Annotated in this window: 19 protein-coding genes; 9 read left to right on the top strand and 10 right to left on the bottom strand. The window is 67.1% G+C overall.

Annotated elements, in window-relative coordinates; translation table 11 throughout:
* Together AX702_RS00445 and cobA are read left to right on the top strand one after the other, a co-directional pair.
* The coding region (locus tag AX702_RS00445) for a (2Fe-2S)-binding protein (RefSeq protein WP_156455287.1) at positions 1-206 on the top strand (206 nt) is incomplete at its 5' end.
* Positions 196-1,005, top strand: coding sequence for a uroporphyrinogen-III C-methyltransferase (gene cobA, locus AX702_RS00440; RefSeq protein WP_066774931.1), 810 nt, complete (start codon positions 196-198; stop codon positions 1,003-1,005). The genes AX702_RS00445 and cobA, both read left to right, overlap by 11 nt.
* Positions 1,006-1,752: 747 nt before the next feature.
* Here the strand turns inward: cobA and gyrB are convergent.
* From gyrB to recF, 3 genes are all read right to left on the bottom strand, one after another.
* The gene (gyrB, locus tag AX702_RS00435) at positions 1,753-4,266 is read right to left on the bottom strand and encodes a DNA topoisomerase (ATP-hydrolyzing) subunit B (protein WP_066774928.1); all 2,514 of its coding nucleotides are present in this window, start codon (positions 4,264-4,266) and stop codon (positions 1,753-1,755) included.
* Positions 4,267-4,451: 185 nt separating this feature from the next.
* Entirely contained in the window at positions 4,452-5,711 is a 1,260-nt protein-coding gene (locus AX702_RS00430; RefSeq protein ID WP_082745895.1) for an MFS transporter, read from the bottom strand.
* Positions 5,712-5,776: 65 nt separating this feature from the next.
* Entirely contained in the window at positions 5,777-6,820 is a 1,044-nt protein-coding gene (recF, locus tag AX702_RS00425) for a DNA replication/repair protein RecF (protein WP_066774923.1), read from the bottom strand.
* Between the two features lie 319 nt (positions 6,821-7,139).
* Between recF and AX702_RS00420 the strand changes: the two genes are divergently transcribed.
* Entirely contained in the window at positions 7,140-7,289 is a 150-nt protein-coding gene (locus AX702_RS00420; RefSeq protein ID WP_156455286.1) for a hypothetical protein, read from the top strand.
* Between the two features lie 219 nt (positions 7,290-7,508).
* On the opposite strand, the gene AX702_RS00415 is transcribed toward AX702_RS00420, so the two are convergent.
* Positions 7,509-8,303 (bottom strand): Coq4 family protein, encoded by a 795-nt coding sequence (locus AX702_RS00415; protein ID WP_066774918.1) that lies wholly within the window; start codon positions 8,301-8,303, stop codon positions 7,509-7,511.
* A 164-nt stretch (positions 8,304-8,467) separates the two neighbouring features.
* Between AX702_RS00415 and AX702_RS00410 the strand changes: the two genes are divergently transcribed.
* Positions 8,468-9,667: a GGDEF domain-containing protein gene (locus tag AX702_RS00410; protein WP_082745897.1), complete on the top strand. Its 1,200-nt coding sequence runs from the start codon at positions 8,468-8,470 to the stop codon at positions 9,665-9,667.
* Between the two features lie 62 nt (positions 9,668-9,729).
* Here AX702_RS00410 and AX702_RS00405 read toward each other — a convergent pair whose 3' ends face one another.
* From AX702_RS00405 to AX702_RS00395, 3 genes are read right to left on the bottom strand one after another with little or no spacing between them, the layout of a single operon-like run.
* Positions 9,730-10,863, bottom strand: coding sequence for an acyl-CoA dehydrogenase family protein (locus AX702_RS00405; RefSeq protein ID WP_066774916.1), 1,134 nt, complete (start codon positions 10,861-10,863; stop codon positions 9,730-9,732).
* Between the two features lie 43 nt (positions 10,864-10,906).
* A complete protein-coding gene (locus AX702_RS00400) occupies positions 10,907-11,275 on the bottom strand; it encodes an EthD domain-containing protein (RefSeq protein ID WP_066774963.1) in 369 nt (122 codons plus the stop codon).
* Positions 11,276-11,316: 41 nt separating this feature from the next.
* Positions 11,317-12,519: an acyl-CoA dehydrogenase family protein gene (locus AX702_RS00395; protein ID WP_066774912.1), complete on the bottom strand. Its 1,203-nt coding sequence runs from the start codon at positions 12,517-12,519 to the stop codon at positions 11,317-11,319.
* A gap of 113 nt (positions 12,520-12,632) precedes the next feature.
* Here AX702_RS00395 and AX702_RS00390 point away from each other — a divergent pair, with 113 nt between their 5' ends.
* On the top strand, positions 12,633-13,184 hold the full coding sequence (locus AX702_RS00390; RefSeq protein ID WP_066774909.1) for a lipocalin family protein: 552 nt from the start codon (positions 12,633-12,635) through the stop codon (positions 13,182-13,184).
* 59 nt (positions 13,185-13,243) lie between these two features.
* On the opposite strand, the gene AX702_RS00385 is transcribed toward AX702_RS00390, so the two are convergent.
* Positions 13,244-13,753 carry a MucR family transcriptional regulator gene (locus AX702_RS00385; protein WP_066774906.1) on the bottom strand — a complete coding sequence of 170 codons (510 nt, stop codon included), beginning with the start codon at positions 13,751-13,753 and terminating at the stop codon, positions 13,244-13,246.
* A gap of 506 nt (positions 13,754-14,259) precedes the next feature.
* Here AX702_RS00385 and AX702_RS00380 point away from each other — a divergent pair.
* A complete protein-coding gene (locus AX702_RS00380) occupies positions 14,260-15,045 on the top strand; it encodes a thioesterase family protein (RefSeq protein ID WP_082745893.1) in 786 nt (261 codons plus the stop codon).
* A gap of 146 nt (positions 15,046-15,191) precedes the next feature.
* Positions 15,192-16,280, top strand: coding sequence for a serine hydrolase (locus AX702_RS00375; protein ID WP_082745892.1), 1,089 nt, complete (start codon positions 15,192-15,194; stop codon positions 16,278-16,280).
* A 25-nt stretch (positions 16,281-16,305) separates the two neighbouring features.
* Here AX702_RS00375 and AX702_RS00370 read toward each other — a convergent pair whose 3' ends face one another.
* Positions 16,306-17,574, bottom strand: a complete 1,269-nt coding sequence (locus tag AX702_RS00370) for a YihY/virulence factor BrkB family protein (RefSeq protein WP_082745896.1) — start codon at positions 17,572-17,574, stop codon at positions 16,306-16,308.
* A 151-nt stretch (positions 17,575-17,725) separates the two neighbouring features.
* Here AX702_RS00370 and AX702_RS00365 point away from each other — a divergent pair, with 151 nt between their 5' ends.
* Positions 17,726-17,935: a DUF2945 domain-containing protein gene (locus AX702_RS00365; protein ID WP_066774952.1), complete on the top strand. Its 210-nt coding sequence runs from the start codon at positions 17,726-17,728 to the stop codon at positions 17,933-17,935.
* Between the two features lie 232 nt (positions 17,936-18,167).
* Here the strand turns inward: AX702_RS00365 and AX702_RS00360 are convergent, their stop codons facing one another.
* Entirely contained in the window at positions 18,168-19,682 is a 1,515-nt protein-coding gene (locus AX702_RS00360; protein ID WP_066774949.1) for an acetyl-CoA hydrolase/transferase family protein, read from the bottom strand.
* A gap of 186 nt (positions 19,683-19,868) precedes the next feature.
* Here AX702_RS00360 and AX702_RS00355 point away from each other — a divergent pair, with 186 nt between their 5' ends.
* Complete coding sequence (locus tag AX702_RS00355) at positions 19,869-20,855, top strand: SDR family oxidoreductase (RefSeq protein WP_066774903.1); 987 nt, start codon at positions 19,869-19,871, stop codon at positions 20,853-20,855.
* The last annotated feature ends 3 nt before the right edge of the window (positions 20,856-20,858 follow it).

Genomic DNA, 20,858 nt, shown 5'->3' with positions numbered 1-20,858 from the left:
GGCCCGCCGGTGTGACGGTCGACCGGGGGCCGATCGTGTGCACCTGCTTCGACCTTGGCCTTCGCACCATCCTTGCCAACATTCGCGAGCGCCAGCTTACCGACGTAGCCGCGGTCGGCGCGGCGATCGGCGCCGGCACCAATTGCGGATCCTGCCGCCCGGCGCTCGCGCGCCTCCTCCAGTCGGAGAAAACCCATGCCGCATGACGACTTCCCGCCCGGCACGATCTGGCTGGTCGGCGCGGGCCCCGGCGACCCCGAGCTGCTGACGCGCAAGGCCGAACGCCTGATCGCCGCCGCCGAGATTGTGTTCCACGACGCCCTGGTGGGCCCGGCGATCCTGGACCTGATCTCGCCCGGCGCAAAGCGGGTGAGCGTCGGCAAGAGATCGGGCCGGCATTCCAAGGACCAGGCGACGATCGACACGCTGATCGTGGAGGCGGCCAGGAGCGGCCAGCGGGTGGTGCGGCTGAAGGGCGGGGACCCGGCGATCTTCGCGCGCACGGCGGAGGAGCTTTCGGCTAGCGCCCGCGCCGGCATCCCGGTGCGCATCTGCCCCGGCATCACCGCCGCCAGCGCCGCGGCAGCGGCCGCCACCGCGCCGCTGACGCTGCGCGGCCTTGCCCGGCGGCTGTCCTTCGTGACGGCGCACGCCCGCGCCGATGCGCCGCTCGACATGGACTGGCAGGCGCTGGCCACGCCGGACGCGACGCTCGCCATCTATATGGGCCGCACCGCCGCCGGCACGGTGATGCGCCAGTTGATCGCGGCCGGGCGTGACCCGGCGACCCCGGTGCTGGTGGTGGTGAACGCCTCGCTCCCCACTGAGCGCGTGCTGCGCGGCCGCCTGTCCGCGCTGTCCTTCCTTGTCGAAACCGTGAGCGATACCGATCCGACGCTGCTGATCGTGGGCGAGGCAGTGGGCCAGCAGCATGGCCTGGCGCAGGCCGAGGCGACGCCCGCCGCCGCGACGCGTGCGCAGCCGATGGCGGAGCGCCGGGCATGATCGCGCGCTTGCCGCGCCACCAGCTGTTCAGCGCGCCGATCTGCGGCTGGGGCCGGTTCGCTTTGTACGTCGGCCTGAGCTGCGCGCCGCTGCTGATCCTCTCCCTCGCCTGACGCGCGCGGGGCGGAGGACGGCCAGCGCCCGAGCGCGTCGCGCAGCGATTCGCGCCTTTCTTCCCCGGCGGCGCGGTCGAACCGTGCTGCGCCGGTGCGCGCTTGACGCCGCGGCCGGGCCAAAGTTGACAAAGATGGCGCACAGAAAGGTGTTGTTCGCCCGCGACGTATCAACTTTGCCCCACCTTCGCTGCGGACGCGGCGAGAGGGCCACGACCTGCCTGCATCATGCCACGGGGGTGTGCTTGTAGGACAGGCGTCTCGTGGGGCGTGTTGTGGTGGGTAAATGCTGGTTGGCTTGGTGTTGGGGTGAGGCGACGGGCTACCGGCAGGGGCGGTGGGCTCTAGACCGTTTAACTCGCCCGCGTGGGCGCGAGCGCCCCCGGTTCGGCGAGTAGCGCCACCAGCCCGGCCCCTTGAAGCAGGGGGATTGCGACTGTCGTGAGCCACTCAAGGACCGGTGCCGCCGCTGTCGACGGCAACAGCGCCGCGGTATTCGACCTAAGTCCGGTAGACGGGCGCGAGTGGAACGGGCTGCCCGCCCCTGTAGCCGCATAGTAGCTTAGGAGACGCTCTTGCTCTTCTGGTCGATGATCTGTTTCAATGCGGGGCGGCCCAGCCGCCCCGCATCCTATCAAACGTCCAAATTTGCCACGCTAAGCGCATTCTCCTGAATGAACTCCCGCCGGGGTTCCACGACATCGCCCATCAGCCGGGTGAAGATCTCGTCGGCCACGTCGGCCTGGTCGATCGCTACCTTCAGCATCGAGCGGTTGTTGGGGTCGAGGGTGGTTTCCCAGAGTTGCTCGGCGTTCATTTCGCCCAGGCCCTTGTAGCGCTGGATGGCGAGGCCCTTGCGGCCGGCTGCAAGGATGGCTTCCAGCAGCTGTGACGGGCGGGCGACGAGGGTTTCGCCCTTGCCGATCACCAGCGCGCCATCGTCGTCTCCGTCCGCATCATTGCCCTCGATCGCGCCGTCCAGCGTGGTGGCGGGAGTGGGTTCCTCGGCGCGGTCGGCCTGCTTCAGCGACACGAGCTTGCGCGCGTGCACGTAAAGGTCGGCGTGCTCGGCGGCGAGGGTGTGGAGCTTGCGCGCCTCGGCCGAGGAGACGAAGGCCGCCTCGACGATGTGATGATCGGTCACGCCGCGCCAGAAGCGCTGGAAGTGGAAGCCGCCCTCGCTGGTCATCTGCGCCGTCCAGCGCGCCTCGGGATCGCCCTGGTCGAGCCGGCGGGTCACCTCGGCGAGGCGCGCCGCGCGCTCCTCGGGGGCGATTTGCGGATCGAGCGCGCCGCCTAATGCCAGCGTCTCGATGATCACCGGATCGTAGCGGCGCGGCACGTAGCGCATCAGCGTGCGCATGCGGCGCGCGTGGTCGACGAGGTTGAACAAGGGCTCGCCGGTGCCGATCCCGTCGAGCGTGGTGCCGCCGGCGCCGTTGCGGACGAGGTAATCGTCCAGCGCGCCTTCGTCTTTCAGATATTCCACGGCCTTGCCGCGCGTCGCCTTATAGAGCGGCGGCTGGGCGATATAGAGGTGCCCGGCGCTGATCAGATCGGGCATCTGCCGGTAGAAGAAGGTCAGCAGCAGCGTGCGGATATGCGCGCCGTCGACGTCCGCGTCCGTCATGATGACGATCTTGTGGTAGCGGAGCTTGTCGAGATTGAACTCGTCGCGGCCGATGCCGGTGCCCATTGCCTGGATCAGCGAGATGATCTCCTTCGACGAGAGCATGCGATCGGTGCGCGCGCGCTCGACGTTGAGGATCTTGCCGCGGATCGGGAGGATCGCCTGATATTCGCTGTTGCGGCCCGACTTGGCCGAGCCGCCGGCCGAATCGCCCTCCACGATGAACAGTTCGGACTTGGCGGGATCCTTCTCACGGCAGTCGTGCAGCTTGCCGGGCAGGCCGCCGATCGCGCCCATCACCGTCTTGCGGCTGGCGTCACGCGCCTTGCGCGCGGCCTCGCGCGCGGCGGCGGCGTCGATCACCTTCTGGATGATCTGGCGGGCGTTGGCGGGGTTCTCCTCCAGCCAGTCGGCCATCTTGTCGGCGAGCAGGCTTTCGAGCGGCTGACGGACCTCGGAGCTGACGAGCTTGTCCTTGGTCTGCGACGAGAATTTCGGATCGGGCAGCTTGACCGAGACGATCGCGGTGAGCCCCTCGCGCATGTCGTCGCCGGTGAGGGAAACCTTCTCCTTCTTCAGCATGCCCGACTTGTCGGCATAAGCGTTGAGCGTGCGCGTCAGCGCCGAGCGGAAGGCGGCGAGGTGGGTGCCGCCGTCACGCTGCGGGATGTTGTTGGTGAAGCAGAGGACGTTTTCGTAGTAGGAATCATTCCACTGCAGCGCGACGTCGATGCCGATATCGTCGCGCTGGCCGCTGATCGCGATCGGCTCCGGGAAGAGCGCCGCCTTGGTGCGATCGAGCCACTTCACGAACGCGGCGATGCCGCCCTCGTAATAGAGCTCGACCGTCTTCGGCTCCTCGTGGCGGGCGTCGGTGAGGAACAGGCGCACGCCGGAGTTCAGGAAGGCGAGCTCGCGATAGCGGTGTTCGAGCTTGTCGAAGTCGAACTCGGTGATCTTGAACGTGGCGGGGGAGGGGAGGAAGGTGACGCGCGTGCCCTTCTTGCCCTCCGCCGGGCCGACGACCTTGAGCGGGGCGACCGCATCGCCATGGGCGAAGCGCATGTAATGCTCCTCGCCGTCACGCCAGATGGTGAGATCGAGGAATTCGGAGAGCGCGTTGACGACCGAGACGCCGACGCCGTGGAGGCCGCCGGAGACCTTGTAGGCATTATCGTCCGAGGTGTTCTCGAACTTACCGCCGGCGTGCAGCTGGGTCATGATGACCTCGGCCGCCGAGACGCCTTCTTCCGGGTGGATGCCGGTCGGGATGCCACGGCCGTTGTCCGTGACGCTGACCGAGCCGTCGGCGTTCAGCGTGATGTCGATCCGGTCGCAATGGCCGGCCAGTGCCTCGTCGATTGCGTTGTCCGAAACCTCGAACACCATGTGGTGGAGGCCCGAGCCATCGTCGGTATCGCCGATATACATGCCGGGACGCTTGCGGACGGCGTCGAGGCCCTTCAGCACCTTGATCGAGGAGGCGCCGTAATCGTTGGAATTCTGCTGATCTGCCATGACGAGTATATAGGCATGGCGGCGGTGTAACGGAAGCGAAATGGGAGGGTTCGCGCCTTCTCCGTTCCTGCCGGGTGCCGCCTCAGCCACTGGTGCCGCGCGCCCTGTCCGCCGGCTGCGCTCGGGGCGATTGAGGAGGGGGCACGCACGGGCTGCGCGTGCGTCCGGGCCGGGGGAGCAGGCGCTTACGCCGGGTGCGCCTGAACCTGAACGTGGGGGAGCGGGCGTTCGCGCAAGGTGAGGAACAGGAGCGCGGCCCCGGCCAGCGCAGCGGCGGCCATCGCCAGCGCCGCATCGTAATCGCCGGTAGCATCGTGGAGCCGGCCAAAGGCGGTGACGCCCGTCGCCGTGCCGAACAGCGAGACCATCACGAGAAGGCCATAGACCTCGCCATAAGCGCGCAGGCCGAACAGGCGGGCAGCGAGGAAGGGCAGCAGATCATGCTCCGCGCCGTTCATCAGCCCCGCGAAGAACACGGCAGCCACCAGCAGCGTGAGGCCCGGCGTGGCGGTCTGCAAGACCACGAAGGCGAGGGCCGAGACGGTGGCGAAGGCGGCGGCGATCAGCTGCGGGCGGAAGCGATCGACCAGCGCCCCCATAACCAGCCGGCCGACCACCTGGCTCGCGGCAAAGCTGGTCACCAGCAGCGCAGCGTCGGTCGCGCCAAGGCCGCGATCCATGCCGAAGGGCACCAGCGACGTGACCAGGCCGACGCTGGCGACGTTGATCAGCGCGGCGGTGAGCGCCAGGCGCCAGTAGCGGCTGTCGCGGCGCGCCTCCGCCCCGGTGACGCCCTCGACCTGAGCCGGGGCGGTCTCGCCCGGATCGGGCCGCGTGGTCTGGATATGCTCGCGGCGGAGCAGGAGGAGGACGGCGGGAAGCGCAAGGGCGCAGACGATGGCGCCGAGCGCGAGAAAGCCGGCGCGCCAGCCATAAGCGGTGATCACCGCGCCCAGAACCGGCGCGAGCGCGAGCGAGGAGACGGAGATGCCGGAGGTGGCGACGCCAAGCGCGATGCCGCGATGCGCGTGGAAGCGCTGCGCGATCAGCTTGCCGTAGACGATGGCGCTGGTGCCGGGGACGGTGAGCGCGAGGCCGAAGATCAGCAGCTGGTATTGCCACAGCGGCCCGCCGAGCGATGCCATGCCGGCGTAGACCAGCCCGAGAAGGATCATCGCCAGCAGGATGATCGCGCGGGCGCCGATCCGGTCCGCCAGCCGGCCGAGAAAGGGAACGGCCAGCCCGCCCAGAAGGCCAAGGCCGGCAGCGGTGGCGATATCGCCGCGGCTCCAGCCGAATTCCGCGATCGGGCCGACGATGAACAGGCTGGACAGGTTCTGGAACAGCCCCGGTCCGGTCCCGATGCCGATCATGGCCGCGGCGACCACTGGCCAGCCGCGTCGCCACTCGCCGGCATTTGCCGGTCGCCGTGCTTCTCTCTCCATTCCCGGATCGTAGCGCCGCCAGCCGGCCCGTCCAGCCGCTTTGCGACCGGCGCGCCGGTGCGTGCTCAGCCGAGGGCGAGGCGGGTCGCGTCCTCGCCAATGGCGGCGAACAGGGCTGGCTCCGTGCCGGTCATCCAGACCTGCGCATGTCCAGCGAGCCGGGCGAACAATGCCGCCCGCCGCGCCGGATCGAGGTGAGCGGCGACCTCGTCCAGAAGCAGGATGGGCTTCTGCCCCCGCCGCTCCCCGACGAGTTCGGCATGAGCCAGCACGATCGCCAGCAGCAGCGCCTTCTGTTCGCCGGTGGAGGCCTGTGCCGCCGGAATGTGCTTGTCGAGATGGCGTACCTGCAGGTCGGCGCGGTGCGGCCCGACGAGCGTCCGGCCGGCGGCGGCATCGCGCTGGCGCCCGGCGCGCAGGGCGGCGAGCAGCGAGTCGGCATCTTCGCCCCCGCCCTCCAGTGCCAGCGCGGCGCGCGGGAAGTCCGCGTCCGATGCCTGATCGAGCCGGGTGGAGAGGGCCGCCACCGTCTCGGCCCGCGCGGCGGCGACGGCGGCACCATGCTGCGCCATCTGCGCTTCCAGCGCGGACAGCCATTCGCGATCGGGATAGGGCTCCGCCAGCAGCTTGTTGCGCGCGCGCATGGCCGCCTCATACCGGCTCGTCTCGGTCGCATGAGCCGGCGCGAGCGCAAGCGTCAGCCGGTCCAGAAAGCGGCGCCGCTCGCCCGCCGGCTCCACGAACAGGCGATCCATGGCGGGGGTGAGCCAGAGAACGGACAGCCATTCGGCGAGCGCATTCGCGGCGGCGGTCGCCCCGTTGATGCGCACCACGCGGCGTTCCGGCGCGCTCGCCAGCGTGCCCGTGGCAATGTCGGTGGCGTCATCAAGCGCCGCGGCGATGCCGAAGCCGCCGGGCGACTCGCGGCGGGCGACATCTGAAAGGCTCGCGCGGCGCAAGCCCCGGCCGGGCGCGAGCAGCGACACCGCCTCCAGCACATTTGTCTTGCCGGCGCCGTTCGGCCCCGTGAGCAGGACAAAACCCGGCCCGGGCAAAAGCGTGAGTGTCGCGTGATTGCGAACATTGGTCAGCACGAGCCGGCGGATCATCGGCGGCGGCTGTAGTGCGGGTCAAAGCCGGGCGGAAGTGGGCCGGTGCCAGCGATAGTGCCCGTTCGAGACGCTTCGCCCTGTAAATTCAGAGGCATGACCTGGTCGGAGCGGCATTGGAGCGAACAAACAATCGGAATGCCGCGCCAAGATCCGTCGCTGTTCGAAGCGTAGAATACGTGATGTGGTTGGCACCGCTGCAAGCATCGGGCGTTTGATAATCGTGTGCAAGAACGTCGACAATTCGTCGCACGCATCTCGATTTGGACCGGCTTGGTCGTGAACAATGACCAGTACGGATGCGAAGTGGAGAGGTTTTGTGGCTGAACGCTGGGAAGACCTGGAACGCCGCGCCCGGGAGGCGCGCAGCCTGGGCAAGGCCATGCGTCTTCTGGAAGAAGCGGAGCGATCTCGGATCGCTGACCGGATCGCGGGAGACTGGTGGATGCCGCGGCGGCAGAAGCATTGAAGAACGCCGGGGCCGTCGGGCGCGTGCGGCGACCCGCAAAGCGGCAGGGGCGAACCGCTCTGCCGGACAAGGCCCGTCGTTCATGATGAGGCGGGGCGATCCCGCCATCTCGGCTTCCCGAACGTCCGACCCCCTTTGCGGGAGATAAGCCTGGAGCTGCCGCAGAGCGGCGGCCGGATAACGAGGTGGGAGGGAAGCCGATTTCCCCTCCCGAAGACATCAGGCAGCGAGCGGCTGCGCCTCGATCGCGTCATCGCGACGCTGGCTGAGATAGGACGCCATCTCCTCGCCAAGCTCCGCCTGTGCCCGCTTGTACAGCACCGGCTCCGTCAGGCCGAGACGCTTGCGCGCGGCGCCGAGCGGCTCATCCATGAGCTTGATATAGTCCTCGCCAGCCAGCCACTTGGCCGCCTTGCCACGCTGATAGCCCTCTGCGACCGCACGGGCGAACAGCGTGCCCTTGGTGACGCGCAGGCTCTTCAGCGCTGCCGCCGAGCCGATGAACGCCCAGCCGGCACCGCCAACCTGCGCGTAGCTGAAGGCGACGAGTGCTGCCTCGCCAAGGCTTTCGTCCGCCTTGTAGCCGGTGAGGACGTGCCAGATATCGTGAATGTCGCGCGTGCGGCGGCCGAACCAGGCGTACGGATGGTCGATCTCGACATTGTCGTTGCCTTCGCGGCTGACCGCGACGAGCCCGTCCGCCGAATAGCCGGTGCTGTCGAGAAAGTCGCGGTAGGCGGCGCCCACCGTTCCCGGTGCGAACCCGTTGACCCAGGTGCGGTCAGAGAAACGCTCCGCCAGTTCGGCCTGTTCGCGGGCGATCCGCCCGCCCTCTTCGGTGCCGAGCAACCTTGCATAGCCCGATTCCGTGCTGCCGACATTCAGGGCGCGCATGATGCGGAAGACCTGCACGGTATCATCGCCGTTGTTCAGCAGCTTCTTGATCGCGTCAAACGCCGTGTTCCAGTCGCGCCGACCGGTGCTGCCGGGAAAAGGGGGAAGCTTAGCGGCCATGATAGTGACTCCCTACTGACAACGCTGTAAATAGAGGTTGTCGGTAAGATCGTCAACGGTGAGTTTTCGATTTGTGCAGGCTCGCGTCCGCCCTTCGGTACTTTCCCTTAACGATGATCTTGTACAGAACCGCACAGGGGGAAATCGATGTTGCGGATCTGCATATGAACGGACGTTCAGGCCTTGGGCGCGAATTGCCCGCATGGTCCCTGACGCGTTGGCTGGTGGATCCGGGTGGCGATATTCCGGACGGCACGCGCCTCACGCTGCTGCGCAGCCTGTACAATACCTTGCCGATCTTCGCCGGTGGGGTGCTGAACACCATTGCGGTGTCCGCGCTGGTCGCCGTGCGGATGCAGACGCCGGCCGCTTATCTGTGGGTGGCGATGGAAGTGCTGCTGGCGGCGCTTCGCCTGCCGACGCTCTATTTCGGGCGCAAGGCCGTTCGGGAGGGAAGACGGGGCCCGACCGACCTCTACATCTCGCTGGCCGTATTATGGGCCGCGAGCGTCGGTTACGGCACCTTCATGTGCGTGCTGAGCGGCGACTGGGTTGCGGCGACGCTCGCCTGCCTGTCGGCGGCGGCGATGGTGGGCGGGATCTGCTTCCGCAACTTCGCTGCGCCGCGGCTTGTCGCCGTCATGATCGCGCTCAGCCTGGGGCCGTGCGCGATCGCCGCGATCTTTTCGGGCCAGCCGATCCTGCTGCTGGCGCTGTTCCAGATCCCCTTTTATCTCGTCAGCATGAGCTCGGCAGCCTTTCAGCTGAACCGGCTGCTGGTGCGCACAATGCGCGCCGAAATGATCAACGACCATCACGCGCGGCACGACCCGCTCACCGGCCTGTTGAACCGCAACGGCCTGTCACGCTGGGCCGAAGAGCGAGCAGGGCGGGCCGAAGCCGGGCTGATGGTGCTGTACCTGGATCTCGACTGGTTCAAGACCATCAACGACACGCTGGGGCACAAGGCCGGCGATGCGGTGCTGGTCGCAGTGGGCAAGCGGCTGCAGGAAATTGGCGGCAGCAAGGTGCGCGTGGCGCGGATCGGCGGGGATGAATTCGTGCTGGTCGCCGAGAATATCGGGCGCGACGAGGCGCTGGAGCTGAAGGAGCGGATCAGCGACGCGATCGCCGGCCACGGCTATCTGGTGGAGGGCCAGAACGTGCATGTCGGCGCAAGCATCGGCATGGCGACATCCGACGATCATGACGGCACGCTCGCCGACCTATTGGAAGAAGCCGACATGGCGCTGCACCGGGCCAAGCGGCGAAGCCATGGCGAGATGCCGTCCGCCGCGGGCGGCGCCGGCGAGCTGGCGTCGCTGCCGTCGCGCCGGAAGGTGGCGGGCGCGAGAGCGGGCTGAGTCTGCATTCGGCCTGGCCGAAGGGCGGCTGAAACCCGGTTCGCGGCCGTCGCGCGCCGCGATCAGGCGGCGGCCACGCCCTCCGGTGCTGACGGCGTGGCAGCGACGGACATGTAGCGGGCGAGGTGATCGTCGCTGGTGCCCAACAGCCCCTCGATCACGGTGGCGCGCTTGAAATAATGGCCGACGGCCAGTTCCTCCGTCATGCCCATGCCGCCGTGAAGCTGGACGCCATTCTGGCCGACGAACCGGCACGCCTCGCCGACAAGCACCTTGGCGCCCGAGATCGCCAGCGCTCGCTCGCGGGCCGGCGCGTGCAGCTTCATGGTGGCGAGGTAGGTGGCGGAGGTGGCCGCCTCGATCTTCATGAACATGTCGACCATGCGGTGCTGGAGCGCCTGAAAGCCCGCGATCGCCTGGCCGAACTGCCGGCGCTCGCGGGTGTAGGCGATCGTGTCGTCAAGGATCCGGCGAAGCACGCCGAGCGCCTCCGCGGCGAGGGCGACGATGGTTGCGTCAGTGGCGGCGTCGATCGCGGCTGGCGCCGTGGCCGGCGGAGCGATCATCTGTTCCGCCGTCACCACTGCATCGGCGAAGTGGATGTCCGCCGCGCGCCGACCGTCAATGGTGCGATAGGGGTGGAGGGTGACACCGGCGCTGCCCGGCTCCACCGCGAAGACTGCCGCGCCTTCTGGCGTTGCGGCGCTGACCAGCAAGGTGGTGGCCCAGGGCGCGGCCATGACCATGGATTTGGCGCCGTGCAGATGCCAGCCGCCGGCAAAGGGCGAAGCGCGCGTCAGCGCCGGGGCGGCGGCGAGGCGACCATTCCGCTCGCTATCGGCGAAGGCGACCACGGCGTCTCCGGCCGTGATCCGCTGCAACAGGGCAGCCGCGGCGGGCGTGCCGCTTTCGCGCAGCAGCGTCGCGCTGGTGACCGCCGTTTCGAGGAACGGCTCGGCCACCAGAGCAACGCCGAGCTCCTGCATCACGACCAGCAGGTCGAACGGATCCGGCGCATCGGGACCGGCGAGGGCGAACAGGCCGAGCCGGTCGGTGAAATCGTGCCAGATCGCAGGGGTGCGGCCATCGTCGGAAGCAACGCCGGCCTGGCGCGTGGTGAAATCGTGATGGCTGCGCAGATAGGCGGCCAGCGAGGCGCGCAATTGTTCCTGTTCGGGCGTGAAGCTGAAATCCATGCCGCCTCTCCTGATGCTTGTAACAGCCGGTTCTTTCGCCCGGTCAGATGACGTGGTTTTCGCGGACCCAGAACAAGGGCGACTGCGACAGGTCGATGAAGTTGCGTTCATCCTCCAGCAGCCGGCGGCCGGCCTCGCGCGCTTCCTTGCTGTCGTTCACGGCGGTGAGATCCTCGATGCTGTCCCAATATAGTTCGGCGACGCCATCATAGTGCGGGACGATGGCCCCGCGCGCCGCCACCGGCCCTGCAAGTTGCGGGTCCTCGAAGCTGTGGCTTTGCACATAGCGCCGGATGCGCAGCAGTGGCGCGACCTCCGCCACCAAGGGCGCGTGGCGATCGCGCCAATAGGCCTGGAACGCCGCCGGGCTCAGCTCCGCCCGGCGGCGAAGGCAGAAGATCATCTTGATCATCATTGCTCCAATCGGATCGGATGAGTGACGGGCCGGCCGGGTCAGGCGAGCGCGGCATTGGCGCGGTCGAGCGCCTTCCAGACGATCGTCTTCTGGATCTCGGTCGCGCCGCCGTAGATCGTCTGCGCCCGCTCGAAGAGATAGGAGGCGGTGCGCGGCACGGCGAAGCCGGCGACCTCCGGCGCCGTCCCCCGCCAGTCCGCGGCAGTGCGATCGGCGACCACGGCGCGGTCGCGTCCGGCCAGCTCGACCCACAATTCGGTGATCTCCTGCGCCAGTTCGGTACAGGCGATCTTCAAGGCGGAAACGGCGGCGGGCGCGGCCTCCCCGCACAGGACGCGCAGGACGGAGAGCTCGACGGCGTTCAGGCGGATCTCCGCCAGCGCCACGCGGCGCGCGAACAACGGCTCCTGCGCCATGGTATCGGCGAAACTGCCGGGCATGGTGGCCGCGACGCGGCGCAGCTCGGCCAGATCGGCGCGCTTGCGGCCGATGTGTGCATAGGACACGCGCTCCGCGGCAAGCAGCACATTGGCATAATGCCAGCCCTTGCCAGCCTCCCCGATCATGTTCGCCGCCGGCACGCGCACATTGTCAAACTCCACGCGATTAAGCTCGTGCGAACCGTCGATGGAGATGATCGGATGAACGGTGATGCCCGGCGTGCGCATGTCGGCGCAGATCATCGAAATGCCGTCCTGTTTGCGCTCGCATTTCTCCGTGCGCACGAGGCAGAAGATCCAATCCGCCCAATGCGCGCCGGACGTCCAGATCTTCGTGCCGTTCAGCACATAATCGTCGCCGTCGCGCACCGCGCTCATCCGCAGGGATGCAAGGTCGGACCCGGATTCGGGCTCCGAATAGCCCTGCGCCCACATGGCGCGCGAGTTCAGGATGTCCGGCAGCCAGCGCGCCTGCTGCCCCGGCGTGCCGAAGGCGCAGATGATCGGGCCGATATAGATCACCGCCATCGGGATGATCGACGGGGCGCCCGCCAGTTCGAGCTCCTGTTCGAACAGGTAACGCTGAAACGGGGACCAGCCCGGCCCGCCATGTTCCGCCGGCCAGCCGACGCCGAGCCAGCCCCTGGCGTTGAGCGCCTGTTGCGATCGGACGTGATCTTCCCGCGTCAACTTTCGCCCGTCGCGCAGCAGCGCGAGAACGTCCTGCGGATATTCTTCCCTGAAGAAGCGGCGGACTTCAGCGGCGAACGCCTGTTCGGCGGGGGAGAGCGTCAGATCCATGCCGTAGCGTCACCCAGCATCAGGGAAGCGTCAACAGCAACGTTGCGAGCCATTCGCGCGTTGGATCGCCGCATCGCCGGGCAGGTACCCGGAGCGACAGATAAGGAAGGATAATGAGAAAGGTCGTCATTGCCGCCGCAGCGATCGGCGTTCCGGCGATGATAGCGGCATACGTGGCAATACAACGTGCCGGCCCGGTCGGTAACAGATCCGTCCCCGAGCCCGCCAAGCCGGTGGATTTACAGCGATATCTTGGCCGCTGGTATGAACAGTTTCGCTATGAGGCGTCGTTCCAGAGAGGAATGGACGCTGTAACGGCCGATTATGCGCTAAATGGTGACGGAACGATCCGCGTGGTCAATCGCGGGCGGCAGGGCGGTATCAACGGCAAGGAAAAATCATCAACCGGCAAAGCAAAAGTCGTGGACACGGCGCGCAATGCAAAGCTGAAGGTATCCTTCTTCGGCCCGTTCCAAGGTGATTATTGGGTGCTGGATCATGGCGACCGCTATGACTGGTCGATCGTGGGCGAACCCTCGGGACGTTACCTTTGGGCGCTGACCCGAGCGCGCCATCCGGACGCGTCGGTGATCGCGATGCTGGAAACGCGCGCGCGCGAGCTTGGCTACGACCTGTCGCTCGTCAGGCGCACTGAACAACCATAATCCGGTGCCTGAGAAGTCGATCGGGCCGAAAGATCGATTTCGGCCCGATCACGACGAAATCATTCCTCGCCGCCGGCCTCTTCCCCCTTCGGCTTGCGTCCGCGCCGGGTAGACGCCTGCTGATCGGGTGACTTGTTGATCTTCGTCCCCGGCTTGCGGCCCAGACCAAGCTTCTTCGCCACATCGCGACGGGCGGCGGAATAACCCGGCGCGACCATCGGGTAATCAGGCTTCAGCCCATAACGCTGGCGATAATCTTCCGGAGAGAGACCATGCGCGTTTAAGTGGCGGCGCAGGCTGCGATACTTCTTCCCGTCGATCAGCGAAACGATAAAGTCCGGATCGGCCAGGGATTTCCGGACACTGACGGCAGGCTTGTATTCAGGGGTGTCGGCGGCGTCAGCTTCATCGGGAGCTGACGTCTTACCCAAGGTGCGCACTGCTTCATACATTGACGCAAGAACCCCGGGCACATCGTCCGGGTTTACGCGCGTGTTCGGATTGGCCAGCCATGCGATGGTTAGCTCAGTTGCCAAGAGGGTGCTGTCGTCGTCTGGCCTGTCAGTCATAACTCTTCCTACAGAATGAAACCCCAGCCGGGAAGTACGGGGTTACACGGTATTGGACTTAGTAATGAAAAGATACTGTCGAGTCAGGCATTATTGCTGACGCGACGTGGCCGGGTCCATGTTGCTCGCGTTTACGTAATGGTGAGCTTCTGAATTCTCGTACCCGTTATACTTTTTTGCGCTTCCTTGAAGAGAACAGCCGCGCTGACATCATTCGGCGCGCGTTGGAACCATCTAAGGCGTGACTCGCGCCAGATGTCGCAACGCTGAAAGCCTCGCAACACAGTTCTGCGCCTCGAGGCGAGCCATAACGGACACTTTGTCCGCTAAGTGAGCGGTATCTTGTTGCGGTGCACCACGGGCGGTGGCGCGGCGGACCGAAGCGGACGCGACGCGTGAATCTGACAACGGACCCGCGCCACCAGGAAAGGCGTCGGTCAGATGCGCGTTGCATGCGCGCGTCCAGCCAGTAGGTGAGAAGCGCCCAGGAAAGAGGACATGCGCGAGTGAGCGACGCCATCTTCGTGAAACAGGGAAGCGGATTTCTCGCGACGGCCTATGCGGCCGGCCCGTGGCATCCGCAATTGCAGCACGGTGGCGCGCCCTCCGCGCTGGTCGCCTGGGCGGCCGAGCAGGTGCCGACGGCAGCGCCGATGCGGGTCGCACGCGTGACGGTTGAGCTGTTGCGGCCCGTCCCCGTGGCGCGGCTTGATATCGCAACCGAGGTGATCCGCGACGGGCGCAAAATTCAGCTGGTACAGGTCAAATTGCTGCACGACGGCAAGGAAGTCACCCGCGCGAATGTGTTGCGCGTGCGGATGGCGGAAGAGCCCGTTCCGGCGGGTGCCGCCATGCCGGAGGTCGCTGGTTCACCCGAGAACGTGGCGGAAGATGACCAGTTTCGGGACAGCTTGCCCGGCGCGGTGAACTTTGGTGCCAATTTCGACCTGCGACGCATCCGGGGCGGCTTTCGTCAGCTCGGCCCGGGGCAGGTGTGGTTTCGCCAGCATCGCGCCCTGATCGAGGGAGAGCCGCTGTCCCCCGTGGCGCGGGCGATGGCGGTGGCCGATTTCTCCAACGGCATCGCGCCGGTTCTGCCGTTTGACGAGTGGACGTTCATCAATGCGGACCTGACCGTCAACTTTGCCCGCGCGCCGGTGGGTGAGTGGTTGTTTTCGGATGCGGAAACCTGGGCCGGTGATGATGGCGCCGGTTTGGCGATGACGCGGCTGTCGGACGTGCGTGGTCCATTTGCGCGCGCGGTGCAGTCGCTGGTGCTGGAGCGGCGCTGACGGCGCTCACCCTGGTCGACACCCGCGCGTGGCTCGCGACCGCCGCTTTGGCTTCTGCGATGGATGACGGCCTAATCGCGACAGGCTGAGCCGGCGGCCTTTCTCCTGCAGGCTCTGGCGCTTAGCAGGTGGGCAAAGGGAGTAACATGTCCGCCACGTTCGTCCGCCGGCTCAGCGCGATCGCCGCGCTGAGTGTCATCGCCGCCTGTGTTCCTGCCGCGCCGCCCGTCTCGGCGCCCGCTGCAAAGCCCGTTACCGTTCGCCAACCAGCGCCGCCGCCGCCGCCGCGCGTGTCGGTAGCGCGCCCGCAACCGCCAGCCGCGCTGCTGAACGCCGTCCAGGCGCTGGGGCGCGGCTTCAGCGGCGACGTGGGGATCTCGGTTCGAGACATCGACGAAGGCTGGACGGTCGATTGGGCCGGGGACAAGCCGCGCCCGCAGCAGAGCGTCAGCAAATTGTGGGTCGGCATCACCGTCATGGATGCGGTTGACCGGGGACGAATGAGCCTGAGCGATCCTGTTACGGTGCGCAAATCTGACCTCACCGTGTTTCACCAGCCGATCCGGCCGCTGGTGGACAGTGACGGGTATCGAACCAAGGTCGGTGCCTTGCTGCAGGGCGCCATGACGCGGAGCGACAATACGGCGAACGACGTGCTGCTGTGGCGCGCGGGCGGGCCGGAGGCGGTTCGGCGGATGCTGGAGGAGAAGGATGTCGCCGGGGTGACCTTCGGCCCCGGCGAACGGCTGCTGCAGGCGCGCACGGCCGGGCTGACCTGGCGGCCGGAATGGGCGGGGGGCTGGGGCTTTCTCCAGGCGCGGGCGGCAATGAGCTATGAGGCGCGGCGCCGGGCGCTGGACCGGTACCTGGCCGATCCCGAAGATGGCGCGTCGGCCAACGGCGTGACGCTGGGCATTGCGCTGCTGGCGCAGGGGAAGCTGCTCAGCCCGGCCTCGACCGACAAGCTGCTGTCGCTGATGCGGGCCAGCCGGACCGGGCCGCTGCGGCTGAAATCGGGGCTTCGGCCTGGCTGGACGCTGGCGCACAAGACCGGGACCGGGCAGGATCTGGGCAGCCTGTCGACCGGCTATAACGACGTGGGGCTGCTCGTCGCCCCCGATGGCCACCGTTATGCGGTAGCCGTCATGATCGCGAGCACTCGCCAGTCGATCCCGAGCCGGATGCGGTTGATGGGCGATGTCAGCCGCGCGATCGTAGCGTCTCACGCCGACTGACCCTGCCGGACTCGCGGCGGGACGCTTATCCCCGCGTCGACGTCGTGGACCGCGCGTCGGGGCGGCTGAGCCATTTCAGCCCGCCGGCCGCGGCCATGAAGGTGATGCCGAGCGCCGTCCTGTTCCGCTTGCCCATCATGGAGAGGCCAAGCGTGGCGAAAAGCGAGGGGAGCAGCCCGACCTTGCCGATGGAGCCGATGCGAAGCGCCCGATCGAGATTGCTGCTGACGGCAAGGCCGGTCCTCGCCGGTCCGGTGGCGGGATGAGGATCGCTGGCCGGGCTGCGCGTGGTGCCGCCCAATGCCGGCTTCGACTGCGGTTCCGGCCCGCTCGCCACGGTATCAGCGGCATAGGCGCCCCGCGTGCCCATCGGCTGGGCCGCGCCGGTAGTCGTATCCTGCGCGGTCTGTCGTTCCAGCTCGCAGTTGAACTCCGCCCCCAGCAGCAGGACATAGGCCGACAGGTACAGCCAGGTGAGCAGAACCACCGCCGCGCCAAGCGAGCCATAAGTGGCGTCATAGCTGCCGAAATTGGCGACATAGATGCCGAAGCCCAATGTCATCAGGACCCAGGAAAGCGCCGCGAAGACCGACCCGGGGGTGAGCCAGACCCATTTGGCGCCTTCGCGATTGGGGGCGAAGCGATAGAGCGTCGCCGCGGCGGCGGCGCCCACCGCGGCCATGACCAGATGGGAAATGATGTTGGTGATGACGAGCACCGGCGCGGGCAGCGTGGGAAACAGGTGCTTCAGCGATCCCATCGCGGCGATCGCGACCACCGCCAGCACTGCCACCAGAACGCCGCCGGCGGTGATCGCCAGCGCGATGAGGTTCAGCTTCACGAAGCCGCGCGTTTCTTCCTCATCATAAGCGATGTTGAGCGCGGTGATGATCGCCGTGGCGCCCTTCATCGCACCGTAGAGAGCGATGCCAAGCGCGATGAGCAGGCCGAATCCCTTCTTGCCATCGGAGGTGGACACGACATTGGCGAGCTGCTCCCCGATCAGCCGAGCGGCGTCTGCCGGCATCAGCGAGGTGAGCGAGCGGACATTGTTCATCACCGTCTCGGGTGTCGCGACCAGCCCGTAGCTGAGCACAATGGCGCCGAGCATCGGCACCATCGCGAGGATGCCGCAGAATGCGACCCCGGACGCGACGAGGCTGATGTTGTCCTGCCCCGATTCCCTCCAGCTGCGCAGCACGACATCCTTCCAGCCGCGCGGCGGGATGGCCCAAGGGGTAGGGGCCTGGCGACCGCGTTCCGCCGGTGTCGTCGTGGGGCTCGTTGCTGGCATCATCCCTCCCTTTCGTCGTTCTGATCGAACAAGTTGGCAGCGATGACGTTCCCGCGAGCGATCTTTGCCGATGGGCGTGGCGGCCGCGCAACCGGGTGATCGATCGGCGCGTTCGGAGCCGGGCGGCAACGTCCGCATCGGAGAGCGTGTCATGACAAAGAACCTGAAAGCCGGCGACCATGTGAAGTGGGACACGCCGCAGGGCGAGACGTCCGGCAAGGTGGTGCGCAAGGAGACGAGCACCACCAAGGCCGGTGGTCATACGGCCAAGGCGTCAAAGGACGATCCGCAATATCGCGTGAAGAGCGACAAGTCGGGCAAGGAAGCGGTTCACAAGCCGGATGCGCTGAAGAAGGGCTAGGGGCTGAACCGGCTGGTTCGCGTCACCTCGCCCCGGCGGGGCGTGAAGAAGGTAGAGCTTCGGGTGAGCTGCTGCCGAGCCTGATCGGCATCTATCGTTCCGCCAATCTCCGGCCATGGATTGGCGGAACGGTCGATCCCGGCGCTAGGCCGGGATGACGCGCTCTGTTGGGGCGACCGAGTAGATTTCTCCCGTGCGGTGTCGCCAACCCTTGATGGAAAGCCCGTATGGGTCAGGCGGGAAGCATGGTGCCTGTTTCCATGAAGCGCTGATGCCAGGACAGAGCCTCGCCGGGCAGTGCGGGCGCATGCAGGCCATAAGCGCCGCCCCGTGCGCGCGCGGCATAATCGGCGAGCAGCGGGCGATAGCTCGGGTGCGCGCAGCGCTCGATTACCACCGCGGCGCGCTGCCGCGGGCTGAGGCCGCGCAGATCGGCCAGGCCCTGTTCGGTGACGATCACCTGCACGTCCTGCATGATGTGATCGACATGGCTCGCCTGCGGCACGATGGCGGAGATGCGGCCGCCCTTGGCCGTTGAAGGCGTCATGAAGATCGAGACATAGGCGTTGCGGGCGAAATCACCCGAGCCGCCGATACCGTTCTGGATACGCGAGCCCATGACGAGCGTGGAATTGACGTTGCCGTAGATGTCGGCCTCGATCAGGCCGTTCATCGCGATGCAGCCGAGCCGGCGAACGAGTTCGGGATGATTGCTGATCTCCTGCGGGCGCAGGATCATGCGGCTGGCATAAGAGGCCATGTTCGCATTGAGGCGATCGGCGGCCGCCGGGCTGAGTGAAAAGGCCGTGGCCGAGGCCATGCGAAGCTTGCCCGCGTCGAGCAGGTCCAGCATCCCGTCCTGGATCACCTCCGTATAGGCGGTCATCGGATCGAACGGCGCGTCGACCAGCCCGGAAAGCACGGCATTGGCGATATTGCCCACGCCCGACTGGATCGGGAGCAGCGAGGCGGGAAGGCGGCCGCGCTTCACCTCATGACTGAGGAATTCGATGATGTGGCCGGCGATCGCGAGCGCGGTGTCGTCCGGCGCGGCGAAGGGAAGGTTGCGGTCCGGCGCATCCGTTTCGACGATCGCAACGATCTTGTCCGGATCGCAGGAGAGATAGGGAGAGCCGATGCGATCATCCGGGCGGACCAGAGGAATGGGAACGCGCTCCGGCGGCAGGCGCGTGCCGTAGTAAATGTCATGCGCGCCCTCCAGCGCCGGGTTCTGCCAGCGATTGACCTCCAGAATCACGCGCTTGGCGCGATCGAGCCACGTCTTGTTGTTGCCGATCGAGGATGAGGGGATCAGCGAACCATCGGCCTTGATGCCGGTGATCTCCACCACCGCCGTGTCGAGCGTGCCGATCACCCCTTCCCACGCCATGGGGGCGACCTGGCTGAGATGCATGTCGAGATAGTCGATCTCGCCGCGGTTGATCTTTTCCCGCGCCACGGGATCGGACGAATAGGGAAGCCGCTGCGCGACGCCATCCACGGCCGCAAGGGCGCCATCCAGCTCCGGGCCGGTCGAAGCGCCGGTCCACAGATTGACGCGGAACGGACGTCCGCCGGCACGCTCCGCCGCCATGCGACGGGCAAGCGCCTGCGGCACCGCCTTGGGGTAGCCGGAACCGGTGAAGCCGCTCATGCCGACCGTCTCGCCCGGCTGGATCAGCGCGGCGGCGGTGTCGGCGTCAGTGACGCGGGAGCGGAGAGCGGCGGATGCGATACGATCGGACACAGCAGTCTCGTTGGTTGTGGTAAGCAAGGGCTGCTGCCCTTTCCGCCGATCGCCCCGCGAAGTCGAGCGCGGAGCGCCATGTGCCCATCATCACAGGATATTTATCGTCATGCGTCCGGCCGGCCGGAACGCCGGCAGCGTCGGTGCGTCCCTCACCTGAACCGATATTCATGGTGGAGATGGTGGATGAGTGAATTCGAAAGCTCGCGACGCGGCCTGCTGGGCGGCGCGGTTCTCGGGCTGGCGGCGGCGTCCACGCCCGCCGCGGCACAGGGGCAGGCAGGAGGGCGACCAGCGCTGAGCGATCCGCGCACCCGCTATCGCCGGGAACCCTTCCCCGAGCAGCGGCAGCCATGGCCAGCGCTCGCCAGCAAGATGAACCCGCGCCCCGACCATGGGGAAACAAGCTATCGCGGATCGGGCAAGCTGACCGGACGGCGCGCGCTGATCACCGGCGGCGACAGCGGGATCGGCCGCGCCGCGGCGATCGCCTTTGCCCGCGAGGGGGCGGACGTCGCGATCAACTATTATCCCACGGAAGAGCCGGACGCGCGCGAGGTGAAGGCGCTGATCGAACAGGCCGGGCGCAAGGCCGTGCTGCTGCCGGCGGACATCCGGACGCAAAAGGCGTGCGAGGAGACGGTGCGCAAGGCGATCGCCGCGCTGGGCGGGCTGGACATTCTGGTCAACAATGCCGCTTATCAGCAGAGCAAGGCCGACATCATGGAGATTTCGGACGAGCAGTTCGTCCGCACCTATGAAACGAACGTCTACCATGTCTTCCGCTTCAGCAAGGCGGCGATCCCCGCACTGCCGCCTGGCGGCGTGATCATCAACACCGTGTCGGTGAACTCCTATGACCCTGGCGAGGAGCTGATCGATTATGCCAGCACCAAGGCGGCGATCCTGAACCTGACCAAGGGCATGGCGAAGCAGCTGGCGAAGAAGGGCATTCGGGTGAATGCCGTCTCGCCAGGCCCGGTGTGGACGCCGCTCCAGGTGGCGGGCGGCCAGTTGCCGGGCAAGATGGGCGAGTTTGGACAGGACACGCCGCTGGGCCGGGCCGGGCAGCCGGCCGAGCTTGCCTCACTATACGTCACGCTGGCGGCCGATGACGTAAGCTTCTCCACCGGAACCGTCGTCGGCGCCCATGGAGGCAAGGGCAATCCTTGAGGG

It is taken from the genome of Sphingomonas sp. CCH5-D11 (assembly GCF_001557395.1).
GTDB lineage: Bacteria > Pseudomonadota > Alphaproteobacteria > Sphingomonadales > Sphingomonadaceae > Sphingomonas.
Note: the sequence above shows the minus strand (reverse complement) of the source record. Positions and strands in the feature narration are given on the sequence as shown.